Raw genomic sequence first — 14,334 nt, forward strand, 5'->3', positions numbered from 1 at the left:
GCAGGCAACGGCCCGAAGGGCGAGGCGCTTTAGCGCCGAGTAATCCTTCCCCCACTACTGTTGCATTCTCTTCAGCCACCTGCACTGCTATCTCCTCGCTCGCGCTTCGCTTAGCGAGGCTACACACTCTCGCACTCTCTCAGCCACTTGCACTGCTATCTCCTCGCTCGCGCTTCGCTTAGCGAGGCTACAGGTGGTGCCGTTTGGTAGCCCGGACAGGTGCGCAGCACCGCCTCCGGGAAAACTCACAGCGGGGGCAATCGTCTTTTTACCGGTGAACTCTTCACTACCGATGTATTGCACTGCGCATACTCTGCGAGACCATCCAGTATCGTATCCAGCTGCGTAATATCACGGACCACAAGACGCATAACAAAACAATCCTCTCCGGTGACTTTGTCACTTTCGATACACTCCGGCATAGCCTGGATATATTTATCCACTTTTTGCAGCAATCCCGGTAGCGGTCTCACTCGTACTAATGCCTGCAGACTATATCCCAGCGCCGCCAGATTCACCCGCGCGCCATAACCCTCAATTACCCCTTTTTCCTCAAGGCGTTTTACCCGCTCGGCGGTACTCGGCGAGGTCAATCCCACCTGCGCGCTCAATACCTTGAGCGAAACTCTGGCATCTTGTGTCAGGCAGGTCAGAATCGCCCGGTCTATTTCATCAATTATGTATTCCATTTATTTCACCTAATTAATAAAGGCATTCATCTGTTTTTACCTTATTTCGGATATATCAAGCTGTCAGGCTTTTCACGACAATAATGGAAAACTTCTGGAGGTGAAATATGCAGCTTTCTCGTGGTGTCTGGCAGATGAGCCTGGCGATGATCATTTCCGGCTCGATTGGCGCATTCGTGCTGCTCTCTGGTTTGCCGGTAATTGATGTGGTGTTCTGGCGCTGTCTTATCGGCGCGGTCACATTATTGCTGTTTATTTTGTTAAGCCGGCAACCCTTCAGCCGCCTGACGCGCCTCACTCTGGCGCTGGCAGTCCTTGGCGGCGTCGCGCTGGTGATCAACTGGCTGCTGCTGTTTGCCGCCTACTCACGCGTTTCTATCGGGATGGCCACCGTGGTCTACAACACCCAGCCCTTTATGCTGGTATTACTGAGCATGATACTAGGTGAAAAGGTAAGCGCGGTAAAATGGGGATGGTTACTGCTGGCCTTCGGCGGCGTAGTGATTCTGCTATCGAGCGAACTAACTCCCGCCCACGGCGACAATCTCGTTACTGGCATTGCACTGGCGTTATGCGCGGCGTTTTTTTATGCCCTGACCGCCATTATCGCCCGCAAGCTGCAGCCGCTACCGGCGCAGCATATCGCTTTTATTCAGGTTATCGTCGGTACGGTAATGCTTTTGCCGCTGGTTCATGCCCCCGAGTTTAACGGCCATTTTCCCTGGCGCTATTTGCTGATCCTCGGCATCGTCCATACCGGGATTATGTATCAACTTTTATATAGTGCGATTCAAAAGCTGCCGACGCCGGTCACTGGTTCGCTCTCGTTTATCTATCCACTGGTGGCTATCGTGGTTGACTATCTGGTTTTCCATCATGCGCTCACGCCGCTGCAGTTGGCTGGAGGGGTGCTGATTCTGTTTGCTGCGGCGGGCAACAACCTTGGCTGGGGCGAAAAAAAACCCCGCCATGGCGGGGTAAGTCAGCCGTCGAGAATGAACTAGCGACGCGCGCGCACAATCTGGTATTTGCGCGTCAGGTACTCGACCGGCGCGCTCCAGATGTGAACCAGGCGCGAGAACGGGAACAGCAGGAACAGCGTCATCCCCAGCACCAGGTGAACACGGAAGACAAAAGCTACGCCATCGAGATGCTGCGAAGCTCCGCCGTGGAAGGTGACCACCGACTGCGCCCAGCCGACCAGTTTCATCATTTCGCTACCGTCCATATGCTGGGCGGAGAATGGAATGGTCAGCAGACCCAGCGCGCATTGCACCATCAGCAACGAGAGGATCAGGATATCCGCTGTGGTGGTGGTAGCACGAACGCGCGGGCTCAGCAGACGGCGCTTGAGCAGCAGTAAACCGCCGACCAACGTCATCACGCCGCACGCGCCGCCGGCAAACATCGCCATTTTCTGCTTCACGTCGATCGGCAGGAAGGACTCATACATCCAGTGCGGGGTCAGCATGCCGAGGAAGTGACCGGCAAAAATACCCAGGATCCCGATATGGAACAGGTTTGACGCCAGGTTCATCCCTTTACGATCCAGCATCTGACTGGAGGCGGCGCGCCAGGTGTACTGGCCGTAGTCGTAGCGCAGCCAGCTGCCAATAAGGAACACTGAACCCGCAATGTACGGATAGATGTCAAAGAAGAACATATTCAGGAAGTGCATTAGTGCTGTCCTCCGTTAGAGATATTCAAATATTGCGGGGCCACGGCTCCGGCAAAACGGCGCTGGTGAGCGGAGATTTCCGACTCGCCGCAGCCCTGGTCGGCAAAGAATTTGACCTGCTCTTCTTCCCAGACGGCATCCAGCGCCTGCGGTGTATCGTCGCGGGCCTCGTCGGCAATCTTCTCCGCCACTTTCTGGCTATCGACCTGAATATTGGCAAGCTTCAACAGCAGCTCGAACAACACCGCATAGCGGCTCTCGCGCTGTTGCAGACGCGCGCTGAGCAGGCCAAGGATTGGCGCAACGTCCCGCAGGCCGCCAAGCGCTTCCTCTTCCGGCAACTGCGCCAGATACTCAAGGTACAGCGGCAGGTGATCCGGCAGCTCATGGCTATCCAGCAGCAAACCGTGGCGCTCGTACTGCGCCATCAGGTCGACCATCGCCTGCCCGCGATCGCGGGACTCGCCGTGAACATGTTCAAACAGCAGCAGCGAGGTGGCGCGGCCGCGGTCAAACAGCTCGATATACGCCGATTGGGCGTCCAGCGGATCCTGAGCCACTAAATCGCGCAGGAAAACGCCCAGCGCCTGGGCATCTTCTTTGGCGAGTTTTTCCGATGACGCGAGAGCCTCGAACATCTCCTGCTGATGCTGCCATAAGGCAGCGTCAGGGTATTCGAGCAGACGCGACACAATCACGAGTTCAATCATGCGTGCGGCTCCGTTTTGCTGGTAACGTCAATAGCGTCAATGCGACGGCTGTTAAACAGGTTGAATTCGCTGTCAGAGCCGTGGCAACCATCGCCGAAGGTAAAGCCGCAACCGCTCTTCTCCGGGAAGGCATCGCGAGCCTGTTCGCGATGGCTGCTCGGCACCACGAAACGATCTTCGTAGTTGGCGATAGCCAGATAACGGTACATCTCCTGCGCCTGCGCTTCGCTCAGCCCGACCTCTTCCAGCGCGCGGGTATCGACGATGCCGTCGACGGTTTCCGCACGTTTGAAGTGGCGCATCGCCAGCATACGTTTCAGCGCCAGCAGTACCGGCTGGGTATCGCCCGCGGTCAGCAGGTTCGCCAGATACTGGACTGGAATACGCAGGCTTTCTACATCCGGCAGGATCCCGTTGCTACCCAGTTCGCCCGCATCGGCCGCGGACTGAATCGGCGACAGCGGCGGCACGTACCAGACCATTGGCAAGGTGCGATATTCCGGGTGCAGCGGCAGCGCCAGCTTCCAGTCCATCGCCATTTTGTAAACCGGCGACTGCTGCGCGGCTTCAATTACGCCCTGCGGTACGCCATCTTTTAACGCCTGTTCAATCACTTTTGGATCGTTAGGATCGAGGAAGACGTCCAGTTGACGCTGATACAGATCTTTCTCATTCTCGGTGCTGGCTGCGTTTTCAATCGCGTCCGCGTCGTAGAGCAGGACACCGAGATAGCGAATACGTCCCACACAGGTTTCGGAACACACCGTCGGCATCCCGGATTCAATACGCGGGTAGCAGAAGATGCATTTCTCGGATTTCCCGCTCTTCCAGTTGAAATAGATCTTCTTGTACGGGCAGCCGGTGATGCACATACGCCAGCCGCGGCACTTATCCTGGTCGATCAGGACAATACCGTCTTCTTCACGCTTATAGATGGCACCGCTCGGGCAGGTCGCGACGCACGCCGGGTTCAGGCAGTGCTCGCATAAGCGCGGCAGATACATCATGAAGGTGTTTTCGAACTGGCCGTACATCGCCTTCTGCATGTTTTCGAAGTTCTGGTCTTTGGCGCGTTTTTCAAACTCGCCGCCGAGGATCTCTTCCCAGTTCGGGCCGCTGGTAATTTTGTCCATCCGCTGGCCGGTAATCAGCGAACGCGGACGAGCGATCGGCTGATGTTTGCTTTCCGGCGCGTTATGCAGATTCTGGTAGTCAAAATCAAACGGCTCGTAGTAATCATCGATTCCCGGCAGATGCGGGTTGGCGAAGATTTTACCCAGCAGCATCGCGCGGTTGCCCATGCGCGGCTGCAGTTTACCGTTGATTTTACGGATCCAGCCGCCTTTCCATTTTTCCTGGTTTTCCCAGTCGTTCGGGAAACCGACGCCCGGCTTACTTTCTACGTTGTTAAACCAGGCGTACTCCATCCCTTCACGACTGGTCCAGACGTTTTTGCAGGTTACGGAGCAGGTGTGACAGCCGATGCATTTATCGAGATTCAGCACCATGCCGACTTGTGAACGAATTTTCATTTTACGCTCTCCTGTACCTGGTCATTACCTTCGCCGTCTAACCAGTTAATATTCTTCATCTTACGTACCACAACAAACTCATCGCGGTTGGAACCGACGGTGCCATAGTAGTTAAAGCCGTACGCCAGGTGGCCGTAGCCGCCGATCATATGGGTCGGTTTTGGCGTAATACGGGTAACCGAGTTGTGGATCCCCCCGCGCTGACCGGTAACTTCAGAACCCGGCAGGTTAACGATACGTTCCTGCGCGTGGTACATCATGGTCATTCCTGCCGGTACGCGCTGGCTCACTACCGCACGCGCCGTCAGGGCGCCGTTGGCGTTGAAGACTTCGATCCAGTCGTTATCCTCGATACCCAGATCTTTCGCATCCGCTTCGCTCATCCAGACGATCGGCCCGCCGCGCGACAGAGTCAGCATCAGCAGGTTATCGCTATAAGTAGAGTGAATCCCCCACTTCTGGTGCGGCGTCAGGAAGTTCAGCGCCTTCTCCTTATTGCCGTTGGACTTCTCGCCCATCACCGCTTTCACCGAACGGGTGTCAATCGGCGGACGATAGACCAGCAGGCTTTCGCCAAAGTCGCGCATCCACTGGTGATCCTGATACAGCGACTGACGGCCGGACAGCGTACGCCACGGTATCAGCTCGTGGACGTTGGTGTAGCCAGCGTTATAGGAGACATGTTCGTCTTCCAGGCCAGACCAGGTCGGGCTGGAGATGATCTTACGCGGCTGCGCCTGAATATCGCGGAAGCGGATCTTCTCGTCTTCTTTGTTCAGCGCCAGATGCGCATGGTCGCGGCCGGTAAATTCGCTCAGCGCTTTCCACGCCTTCACGGCTACCTGACCGTTAGTTTCCGGCGCCAGGGTGAGGATCATCTCAGCGGCGTCAATAGCGGTCTCCAGCTTCGGCTGGCCTTTCGCCGGGCCTTCCGCCTTGGTGTAGTTGAGCTTACGCAGCAGGTCCATCTCGCTCTGGGTATTCCAGGCGATACCTTTACCGCCGTTGCCGATGGTTTCCAGCAGCGGGCCGATAGAAGTGAAACGCTCGTAGGTCGCCGGATAATCACGCTCGACCGGAATAATATGCGGCGCGGTTTTACCTGGGATCAGGTCACATTCGCCTTTTTTCCAGTCTTTAACGTCAAACGGCTGCGCCATTTCCGCGGCGGAATCGTGCTGAATCGGCAGCGTCACGACGTCGGTTTCTTTGCCGAGGTGGCCTACGCAGACTTCAGAGAATTTCTTAGCGATACCTTTATAGATGTCCCAGTCGCTTTTGGATTCCCAGGCCGGGTCAACGGCGGCAGACAGCGGGTGAATAAACGGATGCATATCCGAGGTATTCATATCGTCTTTTTCGTACCAGGTTGCGGTCGGCAGTACGATGTCGGAGTACAGACAGGTGCTCGACAGACGGAAGTCGAGCGTGACGACCAGATCCAGTTTGCCGTCAAGACCGTTATCCCGCCATTCGACTTCTTCCGGCTTCACGCCGCCCTGCTTGCCAAGGTCTTTGCCCTGAATACCGTTCTCGGTACCCAGCAGGTACTTGAGCATGTATTCATGGCCTTTACCGGAGGAGCCCAGCAGGTTGGAACGCCAGATAAACAGGTTACGCGGATGGTTTTTACCGTTTTCCGGCTGCTCGGCCGCAAAGCGGATAGAACCCTCTTTCAGCGATTTCACGGTGTAATCGACCGGCGTCATGCCGGCTTTCTTCGCTTCGTCAGCAATACGCAGCGGGTTCACGCCCAGCTGCGGCGCCGACGGCAGCCAGCCCATACGCTCAGCGCGCACGTTGAAGTCGATCAGATGTCCGCTGTAGCGGGATTTATCCGCCATCGGCGACAGCAGTTCCTGCGCGGTGACGGTTTCATAGCGCCACTGGCTGGAGTGGTTATAGAAGTACGATGTACTGTTCATGTGGCGTGCCGGACGCTGCCAGTCAAGGCCGAACGCCAGCGGCTGCCAGCCGGTCTGCGGACGCAGTTTTTCCTGACCAACGTAGTGCGCCCAACCGCCGCCGCTCTGGCCAACGCAGCCGCAGAAGATCAGCATGTTGATCAGCCCGCGGTAGTTCATGTCCAGATGGAACCAGTGGTTCAGGCCCGCACCGACGATAATCATCGAGCGGCCATGGGTCTTATCGGCGTTATCGGCAAATTCGCGCGCGGTACGGATGATGTGCGCGCGGGATACGCCGGTGATTTTTTCTGCCCAGGCTGGAGTGTACGCCTTGACGTCATCGTAGCTGGTCGCGCAGTTTTCATCGTTCAGACCGCGTTCCAGGCCGTAGTTCGCCATGGTCAGGTCGTAAACGGTAGTCACCAGCGCGGTGGAACCATCGGCCATCTGCAGGCGTTTTACCGGCAGTTTGTGCAGCAGAATGTTTTCGAGGTCGACTTTGTTGAAATGCTCGGAACCTTCGCCGCCAAAGTATGGGAAACCGACGTTGGCGATATCATCATGGCTGCCAAGCAGGCTAAGGCGCAGCTCAATTTCTTCGCCGGTTTTACCATCGCGCTGTTCGAGGTTCCACTTGCCTTTGTCGCCCCAGCGGAAACCCAGAGAACCGTTAGGTACGGTCATTTCGCCCTTCTCGTCAAAGGCGACGGTTTTCCATTCCGAATTCTGCTCCTGGCCCAGGGAGTCAACCAGGTCGGCAGCGCGCAGCATACGGCCAGCGGCATAGTAGCCGTCGCGCTCTTCGAGCATGACCAGCATCGGCATGTCGGTGTAGCGACGTACGTAATCGGTGAAGTACTGGCTCGGTTTATCGAGGTGGAACTCACGCAGCATGACGTGGCCCATCGCCAGCGCCATCGCGGCATCGGTACCCTGCTTCGGCGCCAGCCACAGATCGCAGAGCTTGGCGATTTCGGCATAGTCCGGAGTAATTGCCACGGTTTTGGTCCCTTTGTAGCGAACTTCGGTAAAGAAGTGCGCGTCCGGGGTACGGGTCTGCGGGACGTTGGAGCCCCAGGCGATGATGTAGCTGGAGTTATACCAGTCGGCAGATTCCGGCACATCGGTCTGTTCGCCCCAGGTCATCGGCGAGGCTGGCGGCAGGTCGCAGTACCAGTCGTAGAAGCTCAGACAGGTACCGCCAATCAGCGACAGGTAACGGGCGCCGGACGCATAGGAAACCATCGACATCGCCGGGATCGGCGAAAAGCCTGCCACGCGGTCTGGACCGTAAGTTTTGACGGTATAGACGTTTGAAGCGGCAATCAGTTCGTTCACTTCTTTCCATGAAGAACGAACAAAACCGCCGCGACCGCGGGCCTGTTTAAAGCTTTTCGCTTTATCGGCATCTTCAATAATTGAAGCCCATGCCTCAACCGGATCGCTATGCTGAACTTTCGCTTCACGCCACATCTTCATCAGACGCTTACGCATCAGCGGATATTTCAGGCGGTTAGCACTGTACAGATACCAGGAGTAGCTGGCGCCGCGCGGGCAGCCGCGTGGTTCATGGTTCGGCAGATCGGGGCGGGTACGCGGGTAATCAGTTTGCTGGGTTTCCCAGGTGACCAGGCCATTTTTGACATAAATTTTCCAGCTGCATGAGCCGGTGCAGTTCACACCGTGAGTGGAACGCACGATTTTGTCATGCTGCCAACGCTGGCGGTATCCATCCTCCCAATCCCGGTTGGTTTTAAGAAGCTGGCCGTGCCCATCGGCAAAGGTTTCACCCTTCTGTTTGAAGTAGCGAAACCGGTCCAGAAATTTACTCATCGGGTTTCTCCTGATATGGAGCCTGACGGCTCTCTGATAAATCGACATTGCTGGATTTGCAGCGAAAATAGCGCCATGCCGGAAGAGGAGAATTGATGGCGATCAATGCGAAATAGCTTATAAATCCGCACCCAACCCGCAGATACCACCAAAGTAGTAATGATATTTATTAAATATCCAATTGTTTTATAAGGATTATTTTAAATATGACAGAATGTTAACCGGGTTTTATGCCACGCTTAGGTATTAAGTGGTAGATGACGTACCGATAGTTATTTCCCTGAATTCAACAACTTTGCACAAGTAAAAGTATGTTGTAACTAACAACAAATAATAAAAAGGGCGCACCCTGTGGCGCGCCCTGTCACTTCACATTAAGAAAAGACTTATTTCTGTTTACGGCCGTATACCGCCCAGGTGATTACTACGCAGGCAATATAGAAAACGAGGAAGACTTTCATTGCCCCGGCCGGCGAGCCGGTCAGATCCAGCGAAATACCAAACGCTTTCGGAATAAAGAAACCACCGATCGCGCCAATCGCCGAAATAAAGCCCAACGCCGCGGCGGTATCCGTCGCCGCTTCACGCATCGCCTGCGCTTCGCTGCCGCCCTGCGCTTTCACGCGGTCCATCGTAAGCTTACGGAAGATCACGGAAATCATCTGGAAGGTAGAGGCGCTGCCCAGCCCGGCGGTCAGGAACAGCACCATAAATACCGCGAAGAAGGCGATGAAGTTGCCGCCCTGACCATTGGTTGGCAGGGTCAGGAACAGTAACGCGCAGAAAATAGCCATCACCACGAAGTTCACCAGCGTCACGCGGGTCCCGCCGAGACGGTCGGAAATCGCCCCGCCCATCGAACGCGCCAGCGCGCCAATAAACGGACCGAAGAAGGCATAGTGCAGGATCTGCACGTCCGGGAACTGGGTTTTTGACAGCATCGCAAACCCGGCGGAGAAACCGATAAAGGAACCAAAGGTCGCCAGATACAGCAGCGCCATAATCCACAGATGCAGGCGTTTAAGTACCGGCAACTGTTCGCTCAGCGATGCTTTTGAGGCCGACAGATCGTTCATAAAGAACCACGCGGCCAGGGTAAAGATGATCAGGAATGGCACCCAGATCCACGCGGCGTTTTCCAGATACAGCATTGAGCCATCCGGCTGCTCGCTACCGCTACCGCCAAAAACGGCAAAAATAGAAATCGAGACTACCAGCGGCGCAACCAGCTGCATCACGCTGACGCCCATGTTACCAAGGCCGCCGTTAACCCCCAGCGCGCCGCCCTGCTTTTCTTTCGGGAAGAAGAAGCTGATGTTCGCCATACTGGAAGCAAAGTTAGCGCCGGCAAAGCCGCACAGCAGAGAGATAATCACGAACACGCTAAACGGCGTGGAAGTATCCTGTACCGCAAAGCCCAGCCAAACGCACGGAATAATCATGATACCGGTACTGAACGCCGTCCAGCGGCGGCCGCCGAACAGCGGGACCATAAAGGCATAAGGTACGCGCAGCAGCGCGCCGGAAAGCGCTGGCAATGCGGTCAACATAAACAGCTGATCGGTAGTGAACTGAAAACCCACTTTATTGAGGTTTACCGCGACGGCGCTAAACAACATCCAGACGCAGAAAGCCAGTAAAAGACAGGGAACGGAGATCCATAAATTGCGGCTCGCCACACGGTGGCCGCGCTGTTGCCAAAACTCAGGATCTTCAGGACGCCAGTCGGTGATGACTGAGCTGCTAGCCTTCTCCGGGATTGAAGATTGACTCATAGATACCTCTGATTATTCATATTTCCTGATGCTACCTTAGGGGTTGCTCAAGGCTGTAAGTTGATATAAATCAAAGGAAAAGCGCGAGCCATTTTGTACAAAAATAAATCATGCTCCGAAATGAGTAGATAATTATGAGAAAAAAAGTGTGGTTTTTCACGCGACTGCTGGGTTCGTGGTTATCCCTCCCACCACGGCACCTACCACCGACAATTAAGGGGTAATCCCTTAGGGGTATGGGTATACTCCAGGGGATAGTCGAGAATAAGCGCCACTCCCGGAGAGATGACCCATCAGGAGCCACCCATTCCATGTTAAAACGTTTGTTTACGCCGCTCACATTGGTTAATCAGCTGGCGTTAATCGTACTGCTCGCCACCATTATTGGCGTAGCCGGTATGGCGATATCCGCCCGCCTGGTGCATGGAGTGCAGGGCAGCGCCCACGCCATTAACAAGGCAGGCTCGTTGCGTATGCAGAGCTACCGCCTGCTGGCGGCTATTCCGCTGACGGCCAACGATCAAAAGCTGTTTAACGATATGACCGCTACCGTTTTCAGCCCGGAGTTGCAATACTCCGCGCGTCGTGACGGCCAGGAAGTACAGCTGAAAGCGCTGCAGCAATATTGGCAGTTGTCGCTGGGACCGGGCATGAAACAGGCCGTCAGGCAAAGCGACGTGGCACAGGATGTCGCCGACTTTGTCGACCGTATTGACCAGTTGGTTACCGCTTTCGACCACACCACCGAACAGCGTATCGAGCGCGTGGTCTGGATCCACCGCATCCTCGCCATCGGCATGGCGCTGCTGCTGATCTTTACCATTATCTGGCTGCGCGCCCGCCTGCTGCGGCCATGGAAACAGTTACTGGGTATGGCGCGGGCGGTCAGCCAGCGCGATTTTACCCAGCGCGCGCACATCAGCGGTCGCAACGAAATGGCGACCCTCGGCATGGCGTTGAATAACATGTCGGAAGAGCTGGCGGAAAGCTACGCCGTGCTTGAACGGCGGGTACAGGAAAAGACCGCCGGCCTCGAGCAGAAAAACGAGATCCTGGCCTTTTTATGGCAGGCCAACCGTCGGTTACACTCCAGCGCCCCGCTGTGCGAGCGCATCTCACCGGTGCTGAACGGTCTGCAGGGGCTGACGCTGTTACGAGATATTGAAGTGCGGGTGTATGACCTCGAGGATGAAGACAATCATCAGGAGTTTGCCTGCCACTCCGATATCGAATGCGATGATAAAGGCTGCTATCTATGTCCGCGCGATCTTCCCCCGCTGCCGGATGGCGGCACAACGCTGAAATGGCGACTATCAGACGCGCATAACCAGTATGGCATCCTGCTGGCCACGCTGCCGGTTGGCCGCCACCTGAGCCACGACCAACAGCAACTGGTGGATACGCTGGTGGAGCAGTTGACCAGCACCCTGGCGCTGGATCGCCATCAGGAAAAACAGCAGCAGCTCATCGTGATGGAAGAACGCGCCACCATCGCCCGTGAGCTTCACGACTCTATCGCCCAGTCGCTTTCGTGCATGAAGATGCAGGTGAGCTGTCTGCAGATGCAGGGCGATAGCCTGCCGGATGAAAGCCGGCTGCTGTTGGGGCAGATCCGCAACGAACTCAATACCTCATGGGCGCAGCTAAGGGAGCTGTTAACCACCTTCCGCCTGCAGCTTACCGAGGCGGGTCTGCGCCCGGCGCTGGAGGCCAGCTGTCAGGAGTACAGCGCGCACTTTGGTTTCACGGTACAACTGGATTATCAGTTGCCGCCGCGTTTTGTCCCGTCGCATCAGGCGATTCACCTGCTGCAGATCGCCCGCGAGGCGTTAAGCAATGCGTTGAAGCATGCTAACGCGACAGAAGTCATCGTGACCGTGTCACAACGCGATAATCAGGTACGTTTAGTCGTTGCCGATAACGGCCGCGGCGTACCGGAAAACGCGGAGCGAAGTAACCATTACGGTTTAATTATTATGCGGGATCGCGCGCAAAGCTTGCGCGGCGACTGTCAGGTGCGCCGCCGGGAGACCGGCGGTACCGAAGTCGTGGTGACATTTATCCCGGAAAAATCGTTTTCAATCCAATAAGGAGACCCCTATGAGTCAACAGGAACGGGCAACCATCCTTCTCATTGATGATCATCCCATGCTGCGCACTGGCGTAAAGCAACTGGTTAGCATGGCGCCGGACATTCAGGTTATCGGCGAAGCCAGTAATGGCGAACAAGGTATCGAACTGGCGGAATCGCTGGATCCGGACCTGATTCTACTGGACCTTAATATGCCAGGGATGAACGGCCTCGAAACGCTCGACAAGCTGCGGGAAAAATCGCTCTCCGGCCGCGTGGTGGTATTCAGCGTCTCCAATCATGAAGAGGACGTAGTGACCGCCCTGAAACGTGGCGCCGACGGCTACCTGCTGAAAGATATGGAACCAGAAGATCTGCTGAAAGCGCTGCAGCAGGCCGCTGCAGGCGAAATGGTATTAAGCGAAGCGTTAACCCCAGTACTGGCCGCCAGCCTGCGCGCTAATCGCGCCACGTCCGACCGCGACATCAGCCAGTTGACCCCGCGCGAGCGTGATATTCTGAAGCTGATTGCCCAGGGCCTGCCGAACAAAATGATTGCCCGCCGCCTGGATATCACCGAAAGCACCGTTAAAGTGCATGTGAAACACATGCTGAAGAAAATGAAGCTGAAATCACGGGTTGAAGCCGCCGTCTGGGTTCACCAGGAACGGATCTTCTAAGGCGATTCCGTCCAGGAAACGTCGGGAGCCGTAAACGTCACCAGCGGCTCGGTCAGCGCCAGTGCGATCTCATTGGAAGAGACGCGCTGACCCGATTTATCTTCAACCACCACCGACAGACGCCAGCGATTCACCGCGCCCGGCTCGCTGTTCCACACCGGCATAATGATGCTCCAGCCATCCGCACTGTTGGCATTAACCGGCGGCGTCAGGCTTAGCGCCTGAGTGTCCCCCTGCCAATGCAGCGATTTAATGCCGTGCAGGCTATTAATTTGCAACTTCAGCTGTACCGTTTCGCCGGAGTGCAGATCCCACGGCGGCGTCGCCAGATAGACCGTCAGATTCTTACGCTGTCGATACTCCACTACCGGCAGATTATCGCGTTCCGGGCTATCGTAGCGGCTGCCGCGTAGCGAGTTGCTGATAGCCACTTCATCCGCCGCCAGTTGCTGTTTCAGCGGAACCCCAAAACGATAATTCAGCTTCAGGCCGACATTATTCTGGCTGACGCCATTTTCACCCTGTTTGTGCTTAGCGGTGACCGTCACCAACGGTACCGGGGTGTAATTCAGTCCCACCGAAACCGCCACTGGATTGTGGTATCCGGTACCGGAATGAAACAGATCGACGCTATCGCCAAAGTACTGTTCGACGCTAACGCTGGTATTGATGTGCTGATAAAACGGCAATCGCGCCTGGGCAGTCACGTCATAGCCGACGGCCATCCGCTGCTCCTGGGTCTGATTTTCCCGCAACTGCCAGTCGCCAAGTGGGTGGTAATAGTTGGCCGATAAGCGCAAATACTCGCCCCAGGCTTCCGCGCCGATGCTGCCGCGCGCCAGGCTCTCGCTGAGCACTTTGTCGTAAAACGAGTTATAACCCAGCAGCCAGCTACCGACACGCCAGCGCTGGCCCAGCCCAACATTGCCAACCAGATCGTTCTCGCGCCGGGTAACCGAATATTGATTCCAGGTGAGGTAACGCTCATTGTCCTGCAGCGGCACAAACCAGCTACCCTTGCTGCCGGTGAAGTTACCCTCTTTATCCACCAACAGGTCGATATTGGCATTACCCCACGGCGACAGCCAGTTTTCCAGTTGATGGCTGAACTCATTGCCGATTTTGCTGATGGCGAACATCCGCGCCTGCTCGCCGGTGGTGAGTCCGTTATCGCTCATGCTGGCTTCGCCGAATTTCTTGGCCATCTCGGCGAAATGTTTGGCATCGTCGTCGACCTGCGGCGCTATGCCTAAATCGGGCAGCGTCGTTTGCGGCGGCATACTGCTATCGTTAGCAATCAGCGCCCAGGCGGGAGCGCCTGTCAGCAGCAGGAGAAGCGTCAGTGATGGGGTTAAGCGGTACGGCAAAGGCATCAAACGGATTAACGTAAGCTCACGGGGAATAACAACATCACGTTAGTTTATCGTTTTTTGCCCTTCCCCGCAGCCCTGTGGGCCAT

Annotated in this window: 10 protein-coding genes; 3 read left to right on the forward strand and 7 right to left on the reverse strand. The window is 56.0% G+C overall.

Annotated features, from left to right (window positions below; genetic code table 11):
- Positions 1-245: 245 nt before the first annotated feature.
- Complete coding sequence (locus ABLU86_RS19185) at positions 246-689, reverse strand: Lrp/AsnC family transcriptional regulator (protein WP_042892273.1); 444 nt, start codon at positions 687-689, stop codon at positions 246-248.
- A 107-nt stretch (positions 690-796) separates the two neighbouring features.
- Here ABLU86_RS19185 and ABLU86_RS19190 point away from each other — a divergent pair, with 107 nt between their 5' ends.
- Positions 797-1,693, forward strand: a complete 897-nt coding sequence (locus tag ABLU86_RS19190; RefSeq protein ID WP_020079115.1) for a DMT family transporter — start codon at positions 797-799, stop codon at positions 1,691-1,693.
- On the opposite strand, the gene narI is transcribed toward ABLU86_RS19190, so the two are convergent.
- The 5 genes from narI to ABLU86_RS19215 form a co-directional block, all read right to left on the reverse strand.
- Positions 1,690-2,367: a respiratory nitrate reductase subunit gamma gene (gene narI / locus ABLU86_RS19195; protein ID WP_015367083.1), complete on the reverse strand. Its 678-nt coding sequence runs from the start codon at positions 2,365-2,367 to the stop codon at positions 1,690-1,692. The two genes, ABLU86_RS19190 and narI, sit on opposite strands and share 4 nt — an antisense overlap.
- Positions 2,367-3,077 carry a nitrate reductase molybdenum cofactor assembly chaperone gene (narJ, locus tag ABLU86_RS19200; protein WP_020079116.1) on the reverse strand — a complete coding sequence of 237 codons (711 nt, stop codon included), beginning with the start codon at positions 3,075-3,077 and terminating at the stop codon, positions 2,367-2,369. The genes narI and narJ overlap by 1 nt, the downstream gene beginning before the upstream one ends.
- Positions 3,074-4,609 (reverse strand): nitrate reductase subunit beta, encoded by a 1,536-nt coding sequence (gene narH, locus ABLU86_RS19205; protein WP_015705097.1) that lies wholly within the window; start codon positions 4,607-4,609, stop codon positions 3,074-3,076. The genes narJ and narH overlap by 4 nt, the downstream gene beginning before the upstream one ends.
- Entirely contained in the window at positions 4,606-8,349 is a 3,744-nt protein-coding gene (locus tag ABLU86_RS19210) for a nitrate reductase subunit alpha (RefSeq protein ID WP_042892270.1), read from the reverse strand. Before ABLU86_RS19210 ends, narH begins: the two co-directional genes overlap by 4 nt.
- A 386-nt stretch (positions 8,350-8,735) precedes the next feature.
- Entirely contained in the window at positions 8,736-10,124 is a 1,389-nt protein-coding gene (locus ABLU86_RS19215; protein WP_015705095.1) for a NarK family nitrate/nitrite MFS transporter, read from the reverse strand.
- 311 nt (positions 10,125-10,435) lie between these two features.
- Here ABLU86_RS19215 and narX point away from each other — a divergent pair, with 311 nt between their 5' ends.
- Together narX and narL are read left to right on the forward strand one after the other, a co-directional pair.
- Positions 10,436-12,214 (forward strand): nitrate/nitrite two-component system sensor histidine kinase NarX, encoded by a 1,779-nt coding sequence (narX, locus tag ABLU86_RS19220; protein WP_015367089.1) that lies wholly within the window; start codon positions 10,436-10,438, stop codon positions 12,212-12,214.
- A gap of 10 nt (positions 12,215-12,224) precedes the next feature.
- On the forward strand, positions 12,225-12,875 hold the full coding sequence (narL, locus tag ABLU86_RS19225) for a two-component system response regulator NarL (RefSeq protein ID WP_015705094.1): 651 nt from the start codon (positions 12,225-12,227) through the stop codon (positions 12,873-12,875).
- Here narL and ABLU86_RS19230 read toward each other — a convergent pair.
- Positions 12,872-14,248: a YchO/YchP family invasin gene (locus ABLU86_RS19230; protein ID WP_015367091.1), complete on the reverse strand. Its 1,377-nt coding sequence runs from the start codon at positions 14,246-14,248 to the stop codon at positions 12,872-12,874. The genes narL and ABLU86_RS19230 overlap by 4 nt on opposite strands.
- Positions 14,249-14,334 lie beyond the last annotated feature (86 nt).

This window comes from Klebsiella sp. JN_Kp121 (genome assembly GCF_040062145.1).
Lineage (GTDB): Bacteria > Pseudomonadota > Gammaproteobacteria > Enterobacterales > Enterobacteriaceae > Klebsiella > Klebsiella aerogenes.